At 44.0% G+C, this 23,135-nt stretch carries 27 protein-coding genes; 15 read left to right on the forward strand and 12 right to left on the reverse strand.

The window, feature by feature from the left end; all coding sequences use genetic code 11:
* Positions 1 to 139: 139 nt before the first annotated feature.
* Genes JK188_RS04900 through JK188_RS04910 form a run of 3 tightly spaced genes read left to right on the forward strand, consistent with a single transcriptional unit; the run spans position 140 to position 2,320 of the window.
* The gene (locus JK188_RS04900; protein ID WP_211885776.1) at positions 140 to 511 is read left to right on the forward strand and encodes an ArsC family reductase; all 372 of its coding nucleotides are present in this window, start codon (positions 140 to 142) and stop codon (positions 509 to 511) included.
* Positions 512 to 521: 10 nt separating this feature from the next.
* Complete coding sequence (gene dapE, locus JK188_RS04905; protein ID WP_211885777.1) at positions 522 to 1,652, forward strand: succinyl-diaminopimelate desuccinylase; 1,131 nt, start codon at positions 522 to 524, stop codon at positions 1,650 to 1,652.
* Positions 1,649 to 2,320 (forward strand): M15 family metallopeptidase, encoded by a 672-nt coding sequence (locus tag JK188_RS04910; RefSeq protein ID WP_211885778.1) that lies wholly within the window; start codon positions 1,649 to 1,651, stop codon positions 2,318 to 2,320. The genes dapE and JK188_RS04910 overlap by 4 nt, the downstream gene beginning before the upstream one ends.
* Before the next feature lie 51 nt (positions 2,321 to 2,371).
* On the opposite strand, the gene JK188_RS04915 is transcribed toward JK188_RS04910, so the two are convergent.
* On the reverse strand, positions 2,372 to 2,764 hold the full coding sequence (locus tag JK188_RS04915) for a DUF454 family protein (protein WP_211886421.1): 393 nt from the start codon (positions 2,762 to 2,764) through the stop codon (positions 2,372 to 2,374).
* 118 nt (positions 2,765 to 2,882) lie between these two features.
* On the opposite strand from JK188_RS04915, the gene JK188_RS04920 reads away from it, so the two are divergent.
* Positions 2,883 to 3,077 carry a YpfN family protein gene (locus JK188_RS04920; RefSeq protein ID WP_036953252.1) on the forward strand — a complete coding sequence of 65 codons (195 nt, stop codon included), beginning with the start codon at positions 2,883 to 2,885 and terminating at the stop codon, positions 3,075 to 3,077.
* On the opposite strand, the gene JK188_RS04925 is transcribed toward JK188_RS04920, so the two are convergent.
* Positions 3,058 to 5,106 carry a tRNA(Met) cytidine acetyltransferase TmcA gene (locus tag JK188_RS04925; protein ID WP_211885779.1) on the reverse strand — a complete coding sequence of 683 codons (2,049 nt, stop codon included), beginning with the start codon at positions 5,104 to 5,106 and terminating at the stop codon, positions 3,058 to 3,060. The genes JK188_RS04920 and JK188_RS04925 overlap by 20 nt on opposite strands.
* Positions 5,107 to 5,114: 8 nt before the next feature.
* A complete protein-coding gene (locus tag JK188_RS04930) occupies positions 5,115 to 5,567 on the reverse strand; it encodes a DUF441 domain-containing protein (protein ID WP_036953250.1) in 453 nt (150 codons plus the stop codon).
* Positions 5,568 to 5,957: 390 nt separating this feature from the next.
* On the opposite strand from JK188_RS04930, the gene JK188_RS04935 reads away from it, so the two are divergent.
* From JK188_RS04935 to JK188_RS04955, 5 genes are all read left to right on the forward strand, one after another.
* Positions 5,958 to 6,383 carry a PPC domain-containing DNA-binding protein gene (locus JK188_RS04935; RefSeq protein ID WP_211885780.1) on the forward strand — a complete coding sequence of 142 codons (426 nt, stop codon included), beginning with the start codon at positions 5,958 to 5,960 and terminating at the stop codon, positions 6,381 to 6,383.
* 62 nt (positions 6,384 to 6,445) lie between these two features.
* Positions 6,446 to 7,027 carry an ECF transporter S component gene (locus JK188_RS04940; RefSeq protein ID WP_211885781.1) on the forward strand — a complete coding sequence of 194 codons (582 nt, stop codon included), beginning with the start codon at positions 6,446 to 6,448 and terminating at the stop codon, positions 7,025 to 7,027.
* Between the two features lie 8 nt (positions 7,028 to 7,035).
* Positions 7,036 to 7,740 (forward strand): energy-coupling factor transporter transmembrane component T, encoded by a 705-nt coding sequence (locus JK188_RS04945; protein ID WP_211885783.1) that lies wholly within the window; start codon positions 7,036 to 7,038, stop codon positions 7,738 to 7,740.
* The gene (locus JK188_RS04950; protein ID WP_249215400.1) at positions 7,731 to 8,597 is read left to right on the forward strand and encodes an energy-coupling factor ABC transporter ATP-binding protein; all 867 of its coding nucleotides are present in this window, start codon (positions 7,731 to 7,733) and stop codon (positions 8,595 to 8,597) included. The genes JK188_RS04945 and JK188_RS04950 overlap by 10 nt, the downstream gene beginning before the upstream one ends.
* Positions 8,584 to 9,384, forward strand: a complete 801-nt coding sequence (locus JK188_RS04955; protein ID WP_211885790.1) for an energy-coupling factor ABC transporter ATP-binding protein — start codon at positions 8,584 to 8,586, stop codon at positions 9,382 to 9,384. The genes JK188_RS04950 and JK188_RS04955 overlap by 14 nt, the downstream gene beginning before the upstream one ends.
* Positions 9,385 to 9,452: 68 nt before the next feature.
* Here the strand turns inward: JK188_RS04955 and purC are convergent, their stop codons facing one another.
* From purC to dapA, 4 genes are all read right to left on the reverse strand, one after another.
* Positions 9,453 to 10,166 carry a phosphoribosylaminoimidazolesuccinocarboxamide synthase gene (gene purC, locus JK188_RS04960; RefSeq protein ID WP_036953240.1) on the reverse strand — a complete coding sequence of 238 codons (714 nt, stop codon included), beginning with the start codon at positions 10,164 to 10,166 and terminating at the stop codon, positions 9,453 to 9,455.
* Between the two features lie 309 nt (positions 10,167 to 10,475).
* Positions 10,476 to 11,150 (reverse strand): hypothetical protein, encoded by a 675-nt coding sequence (locus JK188_RS04965; protein ID WP_249216021.1) that lies wholly within the window; start codon positions 11,148 to 11,150, stop codon positions 10,476 to 10,478.
* Positions 11,151 to 11,236: 86 nt separating this feature from the next.
* Positions 11,237 to 12,289, reverse strand: coding sequence for an outer membrane protein assembly factor BamC (bamC, locus tag JK188_RS04970; protein ID WP_036953238.1), 1,053 nt, complete (start codon positions 12,287 to 12,289; stop codon positions 11,237 to 11,239).
* 16 nt (positions 12,290 to 12,305) lie between these two features.
* Positions 12,306 to 13,214, reverse strand: a complete 909-nt coding sequence (dapA, locus tag JK188_RS04975) for a 4-hydroxy-tetrahydrodipicolinate synthase (RefSeq protein WP_211885794.1) — start codon at positions 13,212 to 13,214, stop codon at positions 12,306 to 12,308.
* A gap of 248 nt (positions 13,215 to 13,462) precedes the next feature.
* On the opposite strand from dapA, the gene JK188_RS04980 reads away from it, so the two are divergent.
* Positions 13,463 to 14,020, forward strand: a complete 558-nt coding sequence (locus JK188_RS04980; RefSeq protein ID WP_036953236.1) for a glycine cleavage system transcriptional repressor — start codon at positions 13,463 to 13,465, stop codon at positions 14,018 to 14,020.
* Positions 14,021 to 14,034: 14 nt separating this feature from the next.
* On the forward strand, positions 14,035 to 14,505 hold the full coding sequence (gene bcp / locus JK188_RS04985; RefSeq protein WP_196712396.1) for a thioredoxin-dependent thiol peroxidase: 471 nt from the start codon (positions 14,035 to 14,037) through the stop codon (positions 14,503 to 14,505).
* Between the two features lie 80 nt (positions 14,506 to 14,585).
* On the opposite strand, the gene JK188_RS04990 is transcribed toward bcp, so the two are convergent.
* Positions 14,586 to 15,668, reverse strand: coding sequence for an AI-2E family transporter (locus JK188_RS04990; RefSeq protein ID WP_211885796.1), 1,083 nt, complete (start codon positions 15,666 to 15,668; stop codon positions 14,586 to 14,588).
* A 143-nt stretch (positions 15,669 to 15,811) separates the two neighbouring features.
* On the opposite strand from JK188_RS04990, the gene JK188_RS04995 reads away from it, so the two are divergent.
* A complete protein-coding gene (locus JK188_RS04995; RefSeq protein ID WP_211885797.1) occupies positions 15,812 to 17,278 on the forward strand; it encodes a beta-barrel assembly-enhancing protease in 1,467 nt (488 codons plus the stop codon).
* Positions 17,279 to 17,290: 12 nt separating this feature from the next.
* Positions 17,291 to 17,647, forward strand: coding sequence for an arsenate reductase (glutaredoxin) (gene arsC / locus JK188_RS05000; protein WP_036953228.1), 357 nt, complete (start codon positions 17,291 to 17,293; stop codon positions 17,645 to 17,647).
* A gap of 50 nt (positions 17,648 to 17,697) precedes the next feature.
* Here arsC (JK188_RS05000) and hda read toward each other — a convergent pair whose 3' ends face one another.
* From hda to upp, 3 genes are all read right to left on the reverse strand, one after another.
* The gene (hda, locus tag JK188_RS05005) at positions 17,698 to 18,399 is read right to left on the reverse strand and encodes a DnaA inactivator Hda (RefSeq protein ID WP_036953226.1); all 702 of its coding nucleotides are present in this window, start codon (positions 18,397 to 18,399) and stop codon (positions 17,698 to 17,700) included.
* A 130-nt stretch (positions 18,400 to 18,529) separates the two neighbouring features.
* The gene (gene uraA / locus JK188_RS05010; RefSeq protein WP_036953224.1) at positions 18,530 to 19,825 is read right to left on the reverse strand and encodes a uracil permease; all 1,296 of its coding nucleotides are present in this window, start codon (positions 19,823 to 19,825) and stop codon (positions 18,530 to 18,532) included.
* A gap of 76 nt (positions 19,826 to 19,901) precedes the next feature.
* Positions 19,902 to 20,528, reverse strand: a complete 627-nt coding sequence (upp, locus tag JK188_RS05015) for a uracil phosphoribosyltransferase (RefSeq protein ID WP_036953223.1) — start codon at positions 20,526 to 20,528, stop codon at positions 19,902 to 19,904.
* Positions 20,529 to 20,845: 317 nt separating this feature from the next.
* On the opposite strand from upp, the gene purM reads away from it, so the two are divergent.
* On the forward strand, positions 20,846 to 21,886 hold the full coding sequence (gene purM, locus JK188_RS05020; protein ID WP_211885799.1) for a phosphoribosylformylglycinamidine cyclo-ligase: 1,041 nt from the start codon (positions 20,846 to 20,848) through the stop codon (positions 21,884 to 21,886).
* Positions 21,886 to 22,524 carry a phosphoribosylglycinamide formyltransferase gene (gene purN / locus JK188_RS05025; protein ID WP_211885800.1) on the forward strand — a complete coding sequence of 213 codons (639 nt, stop codon included), beginning with the start codon at positions 21,886 to 21,888 and terminating at the stop codon, positions 22,522 to 22,524. The genes purM and purN overlap by 1 nt, the downstream gene beginning before the upstream one ends.
* A 185-nt stretch (positions 22,525 to 22,709) precedes the next feature.
* Here the strand turns inward: purN and arsC (JK188_RS05030) are convergent, their stop codons facing one another.
* On the reverse strand, positions 22,710 to 23,135 hold the full coding sequence (gene arsC, locus JK188_RS05030; RefSeq protein WP_036953217.1) for a glutaredoxin-dependent arsenate reductase: 426 nt from the start codon (positions 23,133 to 23,135) through the stop codon (positions 22,710 to 22,712).

Raw genomic sequence — 23,135 nt, forward strand, 5'->3', positions numbered from 1 at the left:
TATGAATATTAACTCTGCTTTAGTTATTATTAAATCGCTTGTTAGATTAATAAATCTTTTCGATTCAAAGGGGTAGACCATAATTGTATTTTCCCGCATTATGTATGGCATACATTGTTCGCCATCAGAGGAAAATCATATGTCCAACACCCCTGCATCCCCTTATATCATGTACGGAATTAAAAACTGCGATACCATAAAGAAAGCTCGCCGTTACTTAGACGATAACAAAGTCAGCTACCAATTCCATGATTACCGCGTTGATGGCATCACTGATGAACTCCTCTCTACATTTTTGCAACACATCGATTGGGAAACCTTAGTCAATAAACGCGGTACAACTTGGCGCAAACTCAGCGATGAAGAGAAAAATGCAGTTGTTGATGCCGATAGCGCAAAAAAAGTCTTACTGGCTGAACCTGCGATGATCAAGCGCCCTGTTCTTGTTTCTGCTAATGGTCATTATCTTGTCGGGTTTAACGCCGATGATTACCAAAAATTCACAAAATAAAGGTGACTCAATGAACTGCCCTGTCATTGAACTTGCAAAACAACTTATCGCCCGTCCCTCTATCAGCCCAGATGATCAAGGTTGCCAAGATTTACTCATCGAACGTTTGAATAAAATCGGCTTTACGGTAGAAAAAATGCCATTTGGGGATACTCTCAATTTTTGGGCTCACCGTGGTGATAATGGCAAAACCCTCGCCTTTGCGGGTCATACCGATGTTGTCCCTGCTGGCGACCACAGTAAATGGCAGACTCCGCCATTTACGCCGACAATTATCAACCAGCATTTATACGGTCGTGGCGCTGCCGACATGAAAGGTTCTATTGCCGCCATGGTCGTTGCCGCTGAGCGTTTTGTAGAAAAACACCCAGCTCATACTGGTCGCCTCGCGTTTTTAATTACCTCCGATGAAGAAGCCAAAGCCACTCACGGCACCGTAAAAGTGGTGGAGACGTTACAAGCCCGTCATGAGCCAGTCGACTACTGCTTAGTAGGGGAACCGTCCAGCCAGTCTGCGCTTGGTGACATCATTAAGAATGGTCGTCGCGGCTCTATCACCGCACACTTAACTATTTTGGGTACCCAAGGGCATGTTGCCTATCCACATCTGGCGGATAACCCTGTACACCGTGCAACGGGCTTCCTTCAAGAGTTAGTCTCCACTAAATGGGATGATGGCAACCAATATTTCCCAGCCACCAGCATGCAAATCGCCAATATCAATGCAGGTACAGGCGCCGATAACGTCATTCCCGGTGAACTAAAAGTACAATTTAATTTCCGTTTTAGCACCGAACTGACTGATACCGTGATCCGTGAACGTGTGGCTGACATGTTAGAGCGCCACGGGCTGAATTATCATTTAGATTGGTTCTTATCAGGTCAGCCATTCTTGACGGGCGACAGCGAATTAGTGAGTGCAACGGTGCAAGCCATCCAAGAAGTCACGGGGCGCGCCACTACCTTATCTACCAGCGGCGGCACCTCTGACGGACGTTTTATCGCTCAAATGGGTACCCATGTTATCGAGCTAGGTCCATTAAATGCGACGATCCATAAAGTGGATGAGTGCGTTAGCGTCGATGATTTACAACAGCTCGCCGTAATCTACGAACGTATCATGGAGCTACTATTACTATGACTCTCTCCATCGAGATGTTAACCGGGCGCTCCACCGACCATTTAGTGACTTTGGGCGGTAATCACCGCCTACAGTTTAATACCACTAAAGCGTTTCTTGCCATGCAGCAAGCCGCCGCGCGCGCAGGGTTTAAACTACAATCCGCCAGTGCTTTTCGTGATTTTGCTCGTCAGCAGATCATTTGGAATGAAAAATTTGCAGGTAAACGCCCTGTTCTTGATACCCATAGCCAGCCGTTAGATATTTCAACATTATCGGCAGGCGAATTGTGTGAGGCAATCTTGCATTGGTCTGCACTACCAGGGGCGAGCCGTCATCACTGGGGGACAGAGATCGATGTTTACGACCCGCTACGTATTCCTGCTGGGCAAACCCTGCAATTAGAACCGTGGGAATATCAAGAAGGGGGATATTTTTCTGAGCTTAATCACTGGTTAACCGACAATATGGCGACCTTTGATTTTTACCGCCCTTTCACCGCGACCAATGCAGGTGTAGCGGAAGAACCTTGGCATATTAGTTATTGGCCGTTATCCCATGAAGCTGAACAGCTATTGACGCCAGAAATTGTTAGACAGGTGCTCACCGAAGAAGATATTAGTGGAAAACCCTGGTTATTAGATAACCTTGAGTATGTTTTCAACCGCTATATTAAAGTGCCTGAATGATTTATCTGTCACTCAGTTTCTCGCTGAGTGACAGCTTTTCCCATCACGCCATCATAAATCTGCGTTATTCTGATCCGAATTTGATACATCCACGACAGGCAAGCGGTACATAAAAATCAGTAACCAGCACATTCCTAAAAATAACCCGATTTTTAGCCAGCCATAGCTGACCACCCAAATCGAAAAGGCAAACGTAATAACGATTAACGTCATGGCTTTCGGTTTTACACCTTTTGGTAGTGCGCGATGCGCTTGCCAGTGACGTAAATACCCGCCAAACCATGAACGATATAGCAACCAGTAATGAAAACGTGGTGAGGAACGCGAAAAACACCATGCCGCTAATAATAAAAAACAGGTTGTTGGCATGACGGGTAAAATAGCGCCAAGAAAAGCTAAGCCAACAGCAATCCATCCTACTGTAATGAATATGATTTTCTTTATATTCACTCAGGCTCTCCCGTTACAACAAAAAACATGGTTAAATGACCCCACTAAAACCTACCAACTGCGTCATGTGGGCAGGGCTACACATTATTATGATTAAAATAAGAAGGCAAATATGCATTGGTTAGCCGATTACTGGTGGATCATCCTACTGTTATTAGTCGGGGTCATTTGGAATTCAGTAAAAGAAATGATGCGACTCGACCCCAAAAAGTATTTAGATGACAAACCTGAAATTCCACCTCACAAAGATAATAATCACCTCTGGGATGATGAAGATGACGACTGGCCTAAAGACAAAAAACGCTAATTTGTTGCCTTAAACTTTTCACCTCTTCAGGGTAATAGACATTCAGCCACTGCGCGACTTCGGCTCTTGCGCGTTTTAACCACTGTTTTTGCCCTACTAACCCGAGTTGCCCAGCAATATGTTCAACAGATTGCCCTTGATGAAAATAAGCCCCAAGGGCAGAACCTGTGATTTCAGCCGAATGTTGTTGCTGTAAAATCGCTAAAAAACGCTGTAATGACGGCTCACTGGCGGCTAACGAACGATGGTAGTCGCTAAAGCCGACCAATTCTAGCCAATCTCCAGCGTCAAGATGCTGTTCAAATGTGCTTTTCAGACTAAATTCATTAAGATCATGACGCCAGAATAGGTCTCGTTCTAATCTCTGTTGCCCTAAATAGCAAATTGACTGAGCTTCTGCGGATAATGGCAATATCGCCATTGCCGTAAAACAGCCGCTACTCGCCTCAACATGCCGCCCAATTCGCACGATCTGGAATCCTGATGATTGCCAAAAAGCCAATAATTCTGGGGTTAAACCAAAGCTGACCGATAGGAAGTCTAAACCGTCCTGAATGCCTTGCTCGATTTGCGATTCTAATAACCGGTAACCAATTTTTTGGCGACGATATCCAGCATTTACAGCGATACGCATCACTCGTCGAGAACGTAATCTCGGGGCTTGAGGGAAATAGCAATGTGCTGCGAGGGATTGAGCAACCAGATTTCCCCGTGGACGCCGCTGTCCTGCCCAAATTTGCCAGCTCAGTTTTTCATCTAAATCCCCTTCATCCACCATCCATACTGCGCCAATAACATCCTGATTATGATGGCTTGCGACAGCAAAGTGCTGATGCTGTGCATCCAATAATCGACGTAAATCCAACGGCGAGGTCCGATAATGTGCCGCGGTCAATAGACCATAAAATGCGTGAAGTTGTTTAAGATCATGAGCCAGTAGCTGCTGGCTAAGTGACTTGAGAATAATCGGCTCTGACACAACATTCACCGATATAGCGCTTTCCAATAATAAACTTTGGTTAATCACTCTTTCGAGCGGGTCATGTTCTGCAAAGCGAATCGGTTGAGTGAGCGATAACGAGGTGAAATTTTCGAGGCTATCACAAAATTTCATCATAAACCCACGCCCCGAACCTTCATAACCTTCCACCGTCGTGGTCATGAGTACCCGAGGGAAAAAGGCGATAATCTGCCGCAAAATATGGGATGGAATAGCAGCAGCTTCATCAATAATTAACCAATCAGCATCAATCTTTTGTCCTGATTGGCAATAGTGCAAAAGCGCATCAGGCGCCCAAAATTTAAGTTCATGCTCTGCATATTCGGCAATGACGCCGGTGGTCACTTTGGCCGGCGCACAACACCAACACACACCTTTCCACTCCTTGATCAGCATCCCTGCTACGGTGGACTTGCCTCGCCCGCGAGGGGCTATCAATCCCCATACTCCATTTTTCGCAGACAGCAATTGTCCAAGCGCATCTTGCTGCTGTTGGGTTGGCTGACCATTGGGTGCTATCCATTTGGGGTGATCGGGTAGCAAATTCAGTACGCCAGGTTGATTTTCCTCCTCTCGCTGTTGATCAACAAACAGTACATCAGGGAGATTCTGGAAAGTGCGTTGTAAATGATGGACAAAATTCGGTGTGGGAATTTCACCAAATTGCTCATTCCATCTCACACTATCCGCATCATTTTGCTGCGCCCACAGAGATTGGGGTGGAGTGCAAAGCACCAATAAACTTCCTGCTTTTAGGGTTCCCGCTAAGATAGCCAACGCTTCGCTATGCAACCCTTTACGCGCATCAAAAATACCATGAACAAATTCGCGTCCAAGCAATAGTTGGGCTTTTTCTGGTTGAATACTATTGGGTAATTCTGGTGAGAGACAGAGCCAATCCCCCGCTAAGAAGCCTTGATACTCTTGAAGCTGAGTTGTGACCCATTCATGCTCCCCAGATAACACCAGCAAGCGGCGAAAACCGATATGATGTAGTTGCTCAACAATCGCTTGTAATGAATTTTTCATCGCCAAGATTACGATTTACCAATAAGTAATGACAGAATCCCAGCAGCGATCAATGGTCCAACCGGAACCCCTCGGAATAAGGCAACACCAATCACCGTACCCACCAATAGCCCTGCCACCGTCGAAGGCTGGCTCCCCATCAGCGCTACACCTCGGCTACCTAGCCAAGAAACCAATATGCCAATCACTATTGCCAATAATGATTTCCAATTCAAAAAGGAGCTTAATACATCATTTGCTGAGATTTTTCCGCTCGCAATTGGCGCCATAACACCTATCGTCAAGATTAAAATCCCGATGGTTAACCCATATTTTTCGACCCAAGGGAAGAAATTATTCAGCGGCGTGATCCGCACTACCAGCAAAAATAGCATGGCTAACGTCACTGTCATGTTGTGGCTGATAATGCCTAATCCTGCCAATACCAGCAAAATGATCAGTGTAGGATCCACTTGGCTCATAATTTTTCCCCTGTAAAAATAAATGCATTGCGGCAACACAGTTCCACCGCGTCAATTGAGAGAGTATGTTATTGATCTCGCGTTGAAGAGGCAAATCATCCTTCACCTTCAAACGCTATTTTCTGTAGTCTATCTGAAAAAAGTTTATCTTAGAAAATAGGTTTCCCTTCATTCATGGAACCCTAATAAAACTTAAGTTAAATAATCAGAATATTCGATACTCCCCATTGTTTTTTCACCCACTATTCCGACCTTCTTGATCAATATTTTCTAAGATACAGAGTGTTTCACTAAAAAAAACCAAAAAAAATCCCTTTCCCAGACAGCAAGTTATCTATTCGTATAATAGATTGCCGTAATCTATAAACACGATTCACTAGGATCTCGGCTATGTCTCACGATTTAACCACTTATTCAAACGCTCGCTTTATCGCACTGCGTCTACGTCCAGGGGAAGATATCATTCTTACCTTACGTGAACAGGTCAAACATCATCAGTTGCAAGCCGCATTTATTGCTGGCTGCGTGGGTAGCTTGACCGATGTTGCCTTGCGTTTTGCTGGGCAAGAAAATACCCATCTTACCTCAGGTAAGTTTGAAATTGTGTCACTGATAGGCACCCTTGATGCTCAGGGTGAACATCTGCATTTGGCGGTTTCCGATGAAAACGGGCAAATGAGTGGTGGACATATGATGCCGGGTTGCACCGTCAGAACTACCCTCGAATTGATTATTGGCGAACTGGAAAACAAAACCTTTACCCGTGAGCCTTGCGCGCTCTCAGGATATGAAGAATTGGTCATCACTTCTCGTTAATTTTTGTTCTATTTTGATTTCATTCTAGCTTTAATTTACAACTTATTAGGGATATTTAATTCATGGCAAACTCGTCAATCATTTCCAGCCGAACATTGGCTTTAATTGTTTTTTCGATTGCAATCAACATGGTAGTTGGGCAATTAAGTTCCATGTTAAAACTGCCTATCTTCCTTGATTCTATCGGCACGATTATCTGTGCGCTGCTCGCGGGTCCTTGGGCGGCTATCTTTAGTGGCTTAGCGACTAACTTACTTTGGGGCCTTTTAACAGGCCCTATCGCGGCGGCATTTGCCCCAGTCGCGATGATGATCGGCTTAAGTGCGGGTTTGCTGGCACGTGCTGGCGGTTTTCGTACTCTACCACGCGTTATTTTATCGGGCGTGCTGATCACTATCGCACTGATGATTGTCGCAGTACCTATTCGTACCTATTTATTTGCGGGTACTACCGGTAGTGGCGCAGACTTTTTTGTGGCTTATTTCCATGCTGTCGGTGAAAACTTATTAGAGTCTGTGGCTATCACTGTTTTAGGCGCCAATATTGCGGATAAGATAATTTCAGCCATTGTGGCTTGGTTGCTTGTCCGCCGTTTACCTGAGCGCGTTCAGCGTACTTTCCCGAATATGGCTAAAGTTCGCTAGGGGTTAGGATGCACCCTTTTACTTCATTGACCTTATGGTTCTGGTTTAGCGCTAGCACATTGATGCTACCGCTAGGCTGGGGATTAGTTATCGTTGCTTTCGCTACCCTTGCCGCAGTCATCTTGCGCTCAGCATCATTCCATCGCTGGAAATTTATCGCGGGAATAATGTTACCAATGGCGGTAGGACTTTGGCTAATCCACGGAGGGTGGCTAAGTGAATTATTAACAGGCTCACCGCCACAAGCCCTTCAGCAGCAAAAAGCCATGGCTTTATGGCTGCGTCTGCTCGCCATCATTAGTGCCTCTCAGTTATGGCTACAGTATGTTCCCACTGAACGGTTTATCCGAGCGCTATTTGCCAGTCGCCTCCCGGCCAGCTTTGCCTATGTGCTTGCGGGTCCACTTTTACTTGTTGAACAACTTCGTCAGCAGCTTGCCACGATTCGTGAGGCTCAGCTTGCCCGAGGGGTTCCCTTAGATGGCCACTTTTGGCAACGATTAACGACGTTACCCGCCCTATTGCTTCCCCTGGCGAGCCAAGCACTCAGTGAGCTAACTGTCCGCGGTGCTGCCCTTGATATGCGAGGTTTTCGCTACACTCGCCATCGCACCACATTGAATAAACCTGCGGATAGCCGCCTTCAATATGCATTGCGTCTTGGCTTATTAGCACTAATCGTGATTGAAGCAGGGGTGGCGCTATGTTGGTAAACATGACGGAAAATAGGGCGGTAAATCTACAGCAATTAACATTTACGCCTCAAAACAGCGAGAAGCCTATTCTGTCAGAGATTAACCTAGCCCTATCACACGGAAATTGGCATTGTGTGTTAGGTGGAAATGGCAGCGGCAAAACCACATTAGCCCAACTATTAGCGGGTTGGTTGCCGGATCAGTTAACCGGAAATATCACGGGTAATGGCATGATCCTTGCTCAACCATTAGGGGAGCAATCGTTAGTTGAACTCTCTATTGAGCGTCAACTCGTGCAACAATCTCCGCAGTTACAACTCTCTGGCTGTACGTTTACCGTTGAGCAAGAAGTAGCTTTTGGTCCCGAAAATTTAGGGCTTCCGCCTGAAGAAATCGTTCAACGGGTTGAACAGGCTCTTGAGTTAACATTCAGCCAAAATTTACGCACTCGTCACCCTGCAACACTCTCTGGCGGAGAAGCTCAGCGCATTGTATTGGCGAGTGCTCTTGCTATGCAACCACGATTATTACTCTTGGATGAAGCCTTTAGCCGCTTAACGCCCGCAGCCACACATCGATTACTCATTCAGTTAAAAAATTACAGTGAACAAACCGGCTGTTGTGTCATTTTGTTCGAACGGCATTTACTGCCAGCTCTGCATTTTTGCGAAGATTTTTCGTTACTGGAACAAGGCAGTATTACTGCTCAAGGGAATATTGACGCCATATTTTTACCCGCACAGCAGACAATCAATATGCCCGATGCATGGCGTGTTGTCGGGAAATTAATGGAGCGTGGTAGTTGGCACTCCCCGGTGCCTCGCAATGAACAACAACTGATTCAAGGCATTGAGGCGTGTTATGCTGCAAATTAATCAATTAAGCTTTCAATACGCCCCGAAAATCGCATATGCCATTGAGGCTCTCACACTGACAATTCACTCTGGGGAATGGGTGGCATTGGTGGGAGACAATGGCGCAGGCAAATCCACCTTATTGCGTTTAATGGCCGGTTTATTGCCACCTTCTACTGGGGAAGTCAATTTTAATCAACAATCTATCAGTGGATTGAAAGCAGCAAAACGCGCTCAGCAGATTGGAATTTTATTCCAAGAAGCGGAAAAGCAGATTTTTCACAGCACGGTGAAAGATGAAATTATGTTTGGATTACGCCGCCTAAAATTATCCTCATCGGATATCGCTGAAAAATTAAAGCGAGCTTTAACACTCTGCCATTTAACAGATGTTGCGGATAAACACCCGCTTGATTTACATTCTGCTCAGCGGCGCATGGTCGCAGTGGCCTGTTTAACCGCTATTCAGCCTAAATTACTGCTGTTAGATGAGCCAAGCCGTGATTTCGATACACAGTGGTTAGGGTATTTTGAGCAATGGCTCGATTATCAAAAACAATTGGGGGCTACGGTTGTCACGATCAGTCATGATTTGGATTTTGTGGCTCGCCATTTTGCGCGTGCGCTACATTTATCCCAAGGTCGCTTAGTGGCAGATGGTAATATTGAGACGGTATTACGCCACTCTGAGTTACAGCCAAATTCTGTTTTACCTTCCCCAACTTTGCATTCTCTCAGCCATCAGTTGAACCTACCTATCGAAAACCAAGCTGAGCGTTGGGTTCAGCAATTTCTGGCTCAGTCATGATTTGAAGACAAAAAAATAGCCTGCGGTTGGCAGGCTATCATTCTTCATATTAGCGAAGTTTTAGAAACTTAATCGAGTTTAACGCCGATACGACGAGCAACTTCTTCATAAGCTTCAATCAAGCCACCAAGGCTTTGACGGAAACGGTCTTTGTCCATTTTGTTCAGGGTTTCTTTATCCCACAAACGGCTACCGTCTGGAGAGAATTCATCACCCAGCACAACTTCACCTTTAAATAGACCAAACTCAAGTTTGAAATCGACTAAGATAAGACCTGCGTCCGCAAAAATCTTGCTTAAAACATCGTTCGCTTTGTAGCTCAGTTCGCGCATTTTCGCTAAGTTTTCTTTGCTCACCCAACCAAACGTTTCGCAGTAAGACTCGTTCACCATTGGGTCATGCTTAGCGTCATCTTTCAGGAATAAGTCGAACAGAGGCGGGTTTAAAATCATCCCTTCTTCAACCCCAAGGCGCTTAACCAGAGAGCCTGCCGCACGGTTACGGATAACGCATTCAACCGGCACCATATCCAGTTTTTTAACCAATGCTTCAGTGTCAGATAATAAGGCTTCCATCTGTGTAGGAATGCCTGCTTCTTGCAACTTAGTCATGATGAAATGGTTAAATTTGTTATTAACCATTCCCTTACGGTCAAACTGTTCGATACGCTCGCCATCGAGTGCTGATGTATCATTACGGAACTCCAGAACTAATAAATCTGGATCCTCTGTGGTATAGACCGTTTTTGCCTTGCCACGATACAACTCAGCTTTCTTTTGCATCTTAAACACTCCAGGGATGTGATTACACTCAATAGAAATCAACCTGCACAGCAGATTCAGATAAGTAACAGTAGAATAGATCGCTAAAAATAGCGGGTTCATTGTTAATTTTCTGCTCTGATTCAGTCAGTTACCCCAAAATCTTTGATACTGTGCTAACTAACTGATATTCAATATTTTATGATTAACTGCTAATTATGATAATAAAATTCTCGCGCATACGCAAACGATTACTTAGCTGCAAATACTGATTTTTTGTCCATTTGTTTCACCGAGAATTTAATGAAGGATAGATGTGCAGATGGGTAGTTAAAGTAATGGATGTTTGCTGATTACAATCAGTTTGTGGGTATATACGTCGATATCTCTACCCCAAAGTTGATTAATCCACTGACTAAAGAATTCAGCCTCAGTATGGATTTGCGTTAGTGGTCTGTCTTCGAGCGTGCCATCGGAAGCATAAATATAATAGCATTGATAAAATGCCCAAGAAATCATGATTTCCCAGAAGCGCTGTCCATCTCGGGTATGCTCTTCATCCGTTACCATGATGCTATGATTGTCGAGTAAATGAATGAAAAATATTCGAGGTAAATTGCCAATATTATTCCGATGTAGATGGGATATAGTGCGCCAAACTTTAATTTGCGTGCATGTGGTTTCACCAAAGACAATATCACTACGCAGTTTCAATTCGAGCAAATATATCGTTTCAGGCTCTTCACCAGTAGTCACCATCCTATATTGGCTTTTCTTACATGATTTCATTAATCGGTATCCTTGAGGTACCACATAATTTGGTAAATCAAAAACAGTAGCACCCTCCTCTAGAAAACTTCTTGTATGAGCAATATTATTTAATGAATTTAGTAAATTATCATTAAAGTTTGTTCCGGCAATTCTTCTTGGCATCGTTATATTATTCCTACTATCCATTGGTTTCGATGCGCTATTATCCATAACTTTTCTTTCACTGTTAGCCATTACAGCCTGAAGTTTATCCGAAAAAAAACGCCATCCCATAGGACGGCGTTTTCACTTGATAGAACAAATAAGTTAGCTATGTAAACTTATTTTTTAGTCGGTGCTTTACTGAAAGCGGCTTTCAGTGCAGCGACCATTTCATCATTCTGTTTCTGAGTTAATGGCACGCCTTTAGTGTTGATAAACTGTAGGCTACTACGGTTATTCAAATCACCCACTTGGACTTTATAGTCATCTTCAGGTACCGATGGGTCATCAATACCCAGCGCTTGCCACTCAGAGCTGCTCAAACCTTTGTAAGTCACCATGACGGAACCTGCTGAGCGGCTACGGTCACCCACTTTCATACCAACACTTTCTAATGCGTGAGGTAAACGCTCCCAAACTGCATCGTACGGTGCACGAACGATAACCACTGGTAAGCCAGTGTCATTGCTACCTGTTTGAACATCAATGATGCCATAGGCGCTTTGCAAGCTATTTTTGCTTGAGGTATCACGCAGTGTGTACAGAGCGTCGGTTAAATCGTTTAATAACAGTTTGTTATAGCGTTGAATTTCCGCTGCATCTGTTACCGTTTCATCACCTTGGCGTAAGCCTAAGTTAGTCACTGTTAATGCAATCATGCCATTTTCTGGCTGAACAGTGACTTTATGACGGCTCTCTAATGGGACGTTTTCGTCTGCACGATCCCATTTAATCCAGTCAGTTTCGATAGAGCGAGAACCATCGTTCTTCGTAGAGACTGGGATGCCACGCTGTTCTAAAATCATGGTCACTTGTGACCATAAAGCATTATTTTCAGGAGTATTATCTAGCAACAAACGGCTGGCTTCTGCGCTGTTTTCAGTGCGTGAACCTGCTAATTGTGAAATCGTCAGTACTGGTGGGCGAATATCTAACGCTTTCCCAACCGCCCCTGTTGAAGTGGTTTTAGGAATGTCATATTCACCATTAGTTGCTGGTAAAGTGATCCCCTGCGGCGCATTCAGCACTTTCAATGGCGCAGCATTAAGATATTCCTCATCACCACTAACCTGACGTTTATAGCGCTGATCGCTGGAGCAGGCTGCCAGTAACACGACAAGTGACAGGCCAGCAACCTTCATAACCTTCGATTTTTGCAATAATGTTGCCATTAAAATTCCCTAAATTTTACAGTAAACCCGCGAGTTTCAAGGCATCTTCAACCTTTTGCTGTCCAGATACAGTTAACGGTGTCATTGGTAACCGTAAAGTATCATCCGCAATAAGACCTAAACGATGACAAGCCCATTTCGCAGGGATTGGATTCGGCTCAACAAATAACTGATGATGAAGTCCCATCAGCTGTTTATTCAATTCACGGGCCTCAGTATATTTGCCCGCAAGCGCTAAGTCACACATTTTTACCATCTGCGCAGCCGCGACGTTGGACGTGACCGAAATGACGCCCTTTCCACCGAGTTGCATAAAATCAAGTGCGGTCGCATCATCGCCAGAAAGTAGAACAAAATGGTCATCAACCAACTCTTTGATTTGATGAACCCGTGCTAAGTTCCCTGTGGCTTCTTTAATAGCCACAATATTCGCCAATTTCGCCAAGCGGCCCACAGTTTCAGGTAATAAATCACATCCAGTGCGCGATGGTACATTATAGAGAACTTGTGGCAAGCTGGTGTTTTCTGAAATAGCTTTAAAATGCTGATATAAACCTTCTTGTGACGGTCTATTATAATAAGGCGTTACTGTTAGGCACGCAACTACACCACTGTTTTCAAACTCATTTGTTAGTGAAATCGCTTCTGCGGTCGCATTTGCACCTGTTCCCGCAATAATTGGGATACGTCCATCAGCTAACTCAAGCGTCGCTTTCACTACATCAACATGCTCTTTATGGTTTAATGTTGCTGATTCCCCCGTTGTTCCCACTGACACAATCGCAGAGGTTTTATTTGCGACATGGTAATCCACCAGCTGTTTCAAGCTTTTTCTATCAACGTTACCCGTTGAATCCATTGGTGTGATCACAGCAACAATACTGCCTTGTAAAAAGTCTTTGTAGTTTACGTTTTGATTAGCCATCGCAATACCCCCTAAATAGTGAGTTTCCATGTTACGTTTTCATTTCACAGAAGAAAACCACCCAAACGCAAGATTTTAATGAATTTTGTTAATGCCGATGACATTAACTTAAATAGAAGTAATAATTCAGCCATATTTGTCGCAAGAGTGAATCGCCCCACTTGGCAGATTCACAATTTTATGGTTTCCTTACCACCATCCTGAGTCAATATCATTGACCTAAATTTAGTCAAAATAAGGAAGATACTTTGCCTAAGACTGAACCGCAATTTCTTGTTATTACTGCGCTGGGAACAGATCGTCCGGGCATTGTGAATACAATTACACGCCTTGTCAGTGAATGTGATTGTAATATTGAGGATAGTCGACTCGCTATGTTTGGCGAGGAATTTACTTTTATAATGATGTTATCCGGCAGTTGGAATGCTATCACGCTTCTAGAAGCGATTTTACCGACTAAAGGGGCTGAGTTAGATTTGCTGATTGTTATGAAACGCACGCATAGTGTACAAAAAACCTACTATCCGTCTACTGTAACCGTGAATGTGATGGTCGACGATGCGCCGCGTATTATTGAACAATTTACCAATTTGTTTACCACTCAACAGTGCAACATCGCAGAATTAATTTCTAAAACACAGCCTGCAAATGATACACAACCGGCTCAATTGGAAATTCAAATTACAGCTCATGACCCACTGGATGATAATGGCATAATTATAAAGAATAAATTTCAACAACTATGTACAATGCTAAATGCCAAAGGCAACATCAGTATTGTTAACAACCCCAAAATGCAGAGTTAACGGAGATATATGTAATGAACCCATTGAAAGCCGGTGATAAGGCACCTCAATTTAGCCTTCCTGACCAAGATGGTGAAATCATCAATCTTTCTGATTTCCAGGGTCAACGCGTATTAGTTTACTTTTATCCTAAAGCGATGACGCCAGGCTGTACAGTTCAAGCATGTGGACTGCGTGATGAGATGGATACACTAAAAGCAAAAGGTGTCGAAGTTTTAGGTATTAGTACAGACAAACCAGAAAAATTGGCTCGTTTCGCTGAAAAAGAGTTATTAAACTTCACACTGTTATCCGATGAAGATCATCAAATTTGTGAACAATTTGGTGTGTGGGGTGAAAAACAATTTATGGGTAAAACTTATGACGGTATCCACCGCATTAGTTTCCTTGTCGATGCAAATGGCACCATCGAGCACGTATTTGACGATTTTAAAACCAGTAACCACCATGAAATCGTATTAGCGTACATCAACGCTCACGCATAATTACTGATACATAGTGACTAAAACCTAATCACTAAAAAGGGTTGCTAATTTAGCACCCCTTTTTTCTTACTGGCTCTTTTTTAGCCTTCTGTTTTTTCTGTTGTTTCACTATCACTCAAATCTTGTGGCCACGCGTTAATCACCGCTTTAATTAAAGTTGCAAGTGGGATAGCAAAAAATACGCCCCAGAATCCCCATAAACCACCAAAAACAACCACTGACAAAATAATCACTAATGGGTGTAAGTTCACCGCCTCAGAATACAACAGCGGTACGACAATGTTACTGTCTAGCCCTTGGATCACCAGATAAACAATAAACAGTGACCAGAACTCCGTACCAATACCCCATTGGAATAATGCGACTAAGACCACCGGAATGGTAGCTGCCACTGCACCGATATATGGGATCAAAACAGAAACACCAACCAACACAGATAACAGCACTGAGTAGCGCAGATCAAAATAGGCAAAACCAATGTAGGTACAGACGCCAACAATCACCATTTCCGTGACTTTACCACGCAGATAGTTAGTAATTTGCTGATTCATCTCTAGCCAAACTTTACTGACTAAAAGACGATTTTTCGGTAACAGTTTTAAAAAACTTTTGGTGATCTTTTCTTTATCTTTTAGTAAGAAAAACATCATTAACGGCACTAAAACCAGATAGACGGCTAACGTAAAAATACCAATTAATGAAGCGACTGACGCTTTTACCACAGACTCCGCAACAACTGACAACCTACTGCGCACATTATCTGCCATCATATCAATGATGCCAGCATCAACTAGTGCCGGATATTGTTCCGGTAATCGGCGAGCAAACTCGCTAAAGCGATTGACCATGTTAGGTAAATCCGCCACGAGGTTGATCCCTTGTTGCCACGCTGTTGGTGCAATAATTAAGATTACCATGGCACTTATTCCAGCAAACAAGGTCAAAATGATGCTAACCGCTAAAACGCGGGATAAACCAAGTCGTTGGAGTAAATGTGTTGGCCATTCAAGTAAATATGCTAAGACAATTGCGACTAATAATGGAGCCAGTATACTGCTGAAGAAAAAGATGACCAGAAAGCCAATAACCAGCAAACTAAACAACGCAACTGCTTGCGGGTCAGCAAAGCGCCGACGGTACCATTGTAAAAACATTTCTAACATTCATTGGCTCCTGGGAATGTAAAACAAAGACAGTTCCTAAATTAAAGAAAATTATACCGAATAACAGATTTTACGATAGCTTTTGCTATCATATCTCCCAATTAATTCGTGTTTTCTGTAGGTAATAAGTGAAGATATGCACTATGACTAAAAAACTGAAATATCCACTGCTCGCTATCCTGATGTCCGCACTTCTCCATGGTGCTGTATTACCTGCCTATAGTGCTGTTGAAGATACCCTACCCGATATCGGTACAACCGCGGGAGGCACTCTCAGCATTAACCAAGAAATCATTATGGGTGATGCCATTACTCGTCAAATCCGAGGAAGTACCCCTCTCATTTATGACCCATTACTAACCCAGTATGTGAATAAGCTGGGACAACGTTTAGTGACGAATGCCGATTCTGTCAAAACGCCATTTAAATTTTACCTGGTCAATAACCCGAATATTAACGCTTACGCCTATTTTGGCGGCAACGTGGTTCTTCACTCCGCACTATTTCGTTATAGCCAAAATGAGAGCCAGCTTGCTTCCGTTATGGCGCACGAAATCTCTCACGTGACACAGCGCCACCTCGCGCGAATGATGGAAGACCAGAAAGCCACAACACCGTTAGCTATCGCGGGGACCATTGGTTCTCTATTACTGGTGATGGCGAACCCGCAAGCCGGTTTTGCCGCATTAACGGGAACATTCGCGGGAATGCAGCAAGGGATGATCAGCTTTACACAAGCCAATGAGCAAGAAGCCGACCGCATTGGTCTACAAACATTGCGTCGTTCAGGGTTTGACCCTCATGCTATGGCTGACTTTATGCAAATCATGTCTGACCAAACCCGCTATATGTCTAAACCACCAGAAATTTTACTGACTCACCCCTTACCCGATAGCCGTTTAGCCGATGCCCGTAACCGTTCAAACCAATATCCGAAAGTCCATGCTCCATCCTCATTAGACTTTATGTTGGCACGCGTTCGTATTTTGTCGATGTATAGCCCTGCGGATCAACGCAATGCGCTGGACCAAATCATCGAAAACTACAGTAAAGGCAATGCTCAAGAGCAAATGGCAGCAAAGTACGGTAAAGCATTACTATTATCTCAAGATAAAAAATACAGCGAAGCGGGCGTGATTATTTCTGAATTATTAGCCAAGCAGCCGGATAACCCGTGGTTTATCGACTCCATGACCGATATCGATATTGAGCAAAAACAAGTTGGTAAAGCGGTTGCTCGCCTGCAAGATGCTTTGAAAAAAGCACCGAAAAATACGGTGTTTATTGTCAACTTAGCGAACGCATACGTCAGTAACGGGCAATATAAAGATGCCACTAATTTATTGAATAAATATACATTTGATTACCCAGACGACCCAATTGGCTGGGATCTGCTTGCCGAAGCCTCCGCAAAACTGGGGGATCGTAATGCAGAACTGGCGGCGTATGCCGAAGGTATGGCACTGCGCGGCAACTATGATACTGCCATCAATTATTTAAGCGAAGCGAGCCGTAAAAGCCGTTTAGGCAGTTATGAACAACAACGTTTTGATGCGCGAATCGATGAACTTACTCGATTAAAAGAGCGCGATAGCAACGCAAAACCGTAAGGAATAAAGATAATGACGGATTCAATTAAAATTTATCACAACCCTCGCTGCTCCAAGAGCCGTGAAACACTGGCTTTATTGCAAGAAAAAGGCATCACGCCGACGGTGGTTGAATATTTAACGACGCCACCTTCAATCGCTGAGATTGAAAAATTGCTGAAGATGCTTGGATTTACCGATGCGCGCCAATTAATGCGCACCAAAGAAGATATCTATAAAGAATTGAAATTAGCGGATAACAGCGTCACTCAAGCGCAGCTTATTCAAGCCATGCATGATAATCCAAAGTTAATTGAACGCCCGATTGTGGTGAAAGGTAAAAAAGCCAAGTTGGGTCGACCACCAGAGCAAGTGCTGGAAATTTTATAAGCAGGCTATTTGGCAGACAATAAATTGGCAGTCGATGGGCTGCCAATTTTTTATAATTTGAGAATGTCTTTAACGAAAGGAATAGTCATTTTACGCTGAGCGACAATCGAGGCGTGATCAAGCTTATTTAAGATATCAAATAAAGTGCCCATCTTTCTGTCTAACCGTTTTAATACAAACCGACAAACGTCTTCAGGCAATTCAAATCCACGAATACTGGCACGTAATTGCAGCGCACAAATTTTGTCTTCATCACTTAAAGGGTGCAGTTTATAAATTTGCCCCCAATCGAGACGAGAGGCTAAATCCGGCAACTTCAAGTCAATCTGGCGCGGTGGGCGATCCCCGGTGATCAGTAAACACGTTCGACCAATTTCTAAAATACGGTTATACAGATTGAAGATGGCCATTTCCCACTCTTCATCTCCCGCGATGCATTGAATATTATCAATACAGACCAGAGAAAGATGTTCCATACCTTCAAGCACATCAGGTACAAAGTAAGCGCGTTTATCCAGTGGCACATAACCCACAGCAACACCTTGCTCAGACAACTCAGCACATGCCGCATGCAGTAAATGACTCTTACCGCCCCCTTCTCTTGACCAGTAATAAATATAACTACCATGAGGCTGATTAATCGCCGTTTTGAGCGCAGAGAGTAATCCCTCATTTTCCCCTGCATAAAAACTGGCAAAGGTTTCATCATCAGGAAGAGAAAGTGGTAATGAGAGTTGAGATGGTGTATTCAGAAGCGCCTCTGATTGTGCAGTTCAATTAACGCCATTGAGTTTATCATAAATAACAAGAAGAGATGAACAGCCTGACGGTTAATTGCCGGAGCTTTAGCCACTCCGGCAATCTATTTTACTTAATCATGACTTATTTTTTATTTTCGTCTAAGACTTTCACTTCTGAAGTCACAAACTGTTTTTCTGGGCGAACAAAGGTAATAAAGCGAAATAACAGCGCCATCAGAATACCGACGATAGTCGCCAACGCCATTCCTTTCAGTTCAGCTTGACCAATGTGGATCACCGCGCCACTCACACCGATGATTAAAATCACTGAGGTTAAAATCAGGTTTTGGGGTTTGTTATAATCTACTTTTGAATCAATCAGAACACGAATACCCGAAGCACCGATTACGCCGTACAGTAACAGTGAAACACCGCCCATGACGGGTACTGGCACTAATTGAATCGCAGCCGCTAATTTGCCCACGCAAGAGAGTAAGATAGCGATAATTGCCGCACCACCAATGACCCACGTACTGTAGACCTTAGTAATCGCCATTACGCCGATGTTTTCACCATATGTCGTATTTGGTGTCGAGCCAAAGAAACCCGATAACACGGTAGAGAAACCGTTTGCGAACATGGAACGATGTAAGCCAGGGTTTTTCATTAAATCGCGCTCAACGATATTCGCGGTCACCACTAAGTGCCCAACGTGTTCCGCAATGACCACTAACGCCGCAGGCAGGATGGTTAAAATCGCAAACCACTCAAAACGCGGTGTATAGAAAGTCGGAATGGCAAACCATGGCGCTTCGATAACTGGCGTAAAGTCAACAATCCCCATAAAGTAGGAAAGTGCGTAACCTGAGAGGAAACCAATTAAGATTGGGATAATCGATAAGAATCCACGGAAAACCACAGCACACAAGATAGTGACTGACAATGTGGTGATCGAGATAATTAAGGTATTTGAATCAACCGCGGCGCCTTCTTTAGGTAATAAGCCCGCCATACCCGCTGCCGTTTGCGCTAATTCCAGACCGATAACCGCGACAATCGCCCCCATCGCTGCGGGTGGGAACATCACATTTATCCAACCGCGTCCTGCCACTTTGACAATCAATGCCACAATACAGAACAGCACCCCGCAGATAATAAACCCGCCAAGCGCTAACTCATACCCAAGAGGCAGTAAAATTAATACCGGAGAAATAAAGGCGAAGCTCGACCCTAAATAAGCCGGGATTTTTCCCTTACAGATAAATAAATACAGCAGCGTACCGATCCCGTTGAATAATAAAATCGTTGCCGGGTTCACGCCAAACAAAATAGGAACAATAACCGTTGCCCCAAACATGGCAAACAAATGTTGAAAGCTTAATGGAATGGTTTGTAGTAATGGTGGTCTTTCTTCAACACTTATCGTGCGGCGTGTCATGCTCGTCATCCTCTTATGCGTCGTGAATATTCTTTTTTTTATCAAAAAAAAGCCGACTCTTCAGTCGGCTTCATTATTATTTAGTACCAAATATCTTATCGCCCGCGTCTCCTAGACCCGGAACAATGTAACCTTCTTCATTTAAGTGTTGGTCAATTGAAGCCGTGTACAGTTCAACGTCTGGGTGCGCTGCTTCTAATGCAGCAATACCTTCCGGTGCAGCAACTAAAACTAAGACTTTAATTGAATTACAGCCGGATTTTTTCAGGAGGTCAATGGTGGCAATCATAGAACCACCGGTTGCTAACATTGGGTCTACAATTAGCGCCATGCGCTCATCAATGTTAGAAACTAATTTTTGGAAATAAGGGACAGGTTGTAACGTTTCTTCATCACGGTAAATACCCACTACACTGATACGTGCGCTTGGGATGCTTTCCAATACGCCGTTCATCATGCCAATACCCGCACGCAGGATAGGGACTACAGTGATTTTTTTACCTTTAATTTGTTCAATTTCTACAGGACCACACCAACCATCAATTGTTACTTTTTCAGTTTCTAGGTCAGCGGTCGCTTCATAAGTCAGTAGGCTACCAACCTCTGAGGCCAGTTCACGAAAGCGCTTAGTGCTTATGTCATGATCTCGCATCAGGCCGAGTTTATGTTTAACGAGAGGGTGTTTTACCTCAACGATCTTCATGGGTTTCTCCTACTTTTTTAAAACGTCACCGGACAAAAAAATCGCGGGATTATACCGCTTTTTCCCCTCAATGCCACTAGTATCATCTTGATTAAGGTCAAACAATCATCAATCAGGCGTTATTTGCTGAATTAGTATACACATAATATTTTTTATGTTGTAGGCAGCGAATAAAATCATGCGCTTTGCGTCACGACATCACTATTTATTGCATCAAATATTTCAGTCAGAAAGCTATCGCAAACGTTTGCGGAGCCTGATAGAATATCGGCAAATGAAGTTATCTTTTCCAAAATGCAATTGCCTTGGGGGCCGTAGTGACTGATAAAACCTCTCTCAGCTATAAAGATGCCGGTGTTGATATTGATGCAGGTAACGCATTGGTTGAACGTATCAAAGGTGTGGTGAAAGAGACTCGCCGTCCAGAAGTGATGGGAGGATTGGGAGGGTTCGGCGCACTGTGTGCCCTACCACAAAAATACCGTGAGCCTGTTTTAGTCTCAGGCACTGACGGTGTGGGAACTAAACTACGCCTCGCGATGGACTTAAAACGTCATGAATCCATCGGTATCGATTTAGTCGCTATGTGCGTTAACGATCTGATTGTCCAAGGTGCTGAGCCTCTGTTTTTCTTAGACTATTATGCAACCGGTAAGCTGGATGTGGATACCGCTGCAAGCGTTATCACGGGTATCGCAGAAGGCTGTAAGCAGTCTGGCTGTGCATTAGTCGGTGGTGAAACCGCTGAAATGCCGGGCATGTACCACGGCGAAGATTATGATGTTGCAGGCTTCTGTGTGGGTGTCGTTGAGCGCTCTGAAATTATTGATGGCACAAAAGTCAGTGCGGGCGACGCACTGATCGCGTTAGCCTCAAGCGGTCCTCACTCTAACGGTTACTCATTAGTGCGTAAAATTCTGGAAGTCAGCAAAACCAATCCAGAAACCACGCAATTGGCGGGCAAACCTCTTGCTGACCACCTGTTAGAACCAACCCGTATCTATGTTAAAAATGTCTTGGAATTGATCGCGAAAAACGACATTCATGCCATTGCACACATTACTGGCGGCGGCTTCTGGGAAAATATTCCTCGCGTTTTACCTGACAACACCCAAGCCATTATTGATGGCAACAGCTGGGAATGGCCTGCAGTATTCGAATGGCTGCAAAAAGCGGGTGATGTCACCACTCACGAAATGTATCGTACATTTAACTGCGGCGTCGGTATCATCATTGCTCTGCCACAAACCGAAGTTGAGTCCGCATTAAAACTGCTGACCGCATTAGGCGAAAATGCTTGGCAGATCGGGACAATTGGCGAATTACCTGCGGGTGAAGAGCAGGTTGTTATCCGCTAATGAAAAACATCGTTATTTTGATTTCCGGCAGCGGCAGTAATTTGCAATCAATGATTGATGCCTGCCAACGCCATGAAATCGATGGGCAAATCGTCGCGGTGATCAGTAATAAAAGTGATGCTTACGGCTTGGTTCGCGCACAAGAGGCTGGTATTCCAGCCCTTTGTGTTAGCTCAAAAGCGTTCACCGACCGCCAAGCCTACGATGTTGCACTATTAGACGCTATCGAGCAGTATCAACCGGATTTAGTGGTCTTGGCTGGGTTTATGCGTATTTTAACCCCTGAGTTTGTGAAATATTTCACAGGGAAAATGCTGAATATCCACCCTTCTTTACTGCCTAAATATCCGGGGTTACATACTCATCGACGTGCACTTGAGAACGGCGATAAAGAACACGGCACTTCCGTGCATTTTGTCACTGAAGAACTCGATGGTGGTCCGATTATTTTGCAAGGACATGTGCCTGTTTTACCGCAAGACACCGAAGACGATTTGGTTGAACGCGTTAAACTGCAAGAGCACCTGATTTACCCTCAAGTTATTGCATGGTTTGTTTCTGGTCGCCTCGTGATGCAAGACGGTAAAGCCCTGCTTGATGGCCAGCCGCTATCAGCGACAGGTTATCAAGCAAATTAATGCGCAGTTAGGTAAGTTTAAATGTATTCGCTCAGATTTGGTTGGCAGGTCTGAGCGAGTAATACAATCTCAGCCATTTGCCCTTTGTAAGAAATGTTTTGTCAGGCAACCCGAGAAGTAGTTTTGATCGGAAAGCGGGCGTCAGTGTGAAATAAACAGACACCCGATAATATTAATTCGAAAAATTATTTCACTCGTTTCCCTGTTTCATCTATAACCCTTTCACCATCCTCTTTAGTAAAAGAACCTTTCTGAGCTTCAGGTAGAATATCCAGCACAACTTCTGAGGGACGACAAAGACGTGTACCAAGCGACGTAATTACAATTGGTCGATTAATCAGAATAGGATGCTGAAGCATAAAATCAATCAACTGCTCATCAGAGAATTTGTCTTCATCAAGACCCAATTTCTCATAAGGTTCAACGTTTTTACGCAGCAATGCACGCACAGAAATTCCCATATCTGAAATTAGTTTAATAAGTTCATCGCGGGTTGGCGGCGCATCAAGATAGTAAATAATCGTTGGTTCATTACCGCTGTTACGTATCATCTCTAGTGTATTACGTGAAGTGCCGCAGGCTGGATTGTGATAAATAGTAATGTTGCTCAT

Source organism: Providencia sp. JGM181, assembly GCF_018257375.1.
Lineage (GTDB): Bacteria > Pseudomonadota > Gammaproteobacteria > Enterobacterales > Enterobacteriaceae > Providencia > Providencia lanzhouensis.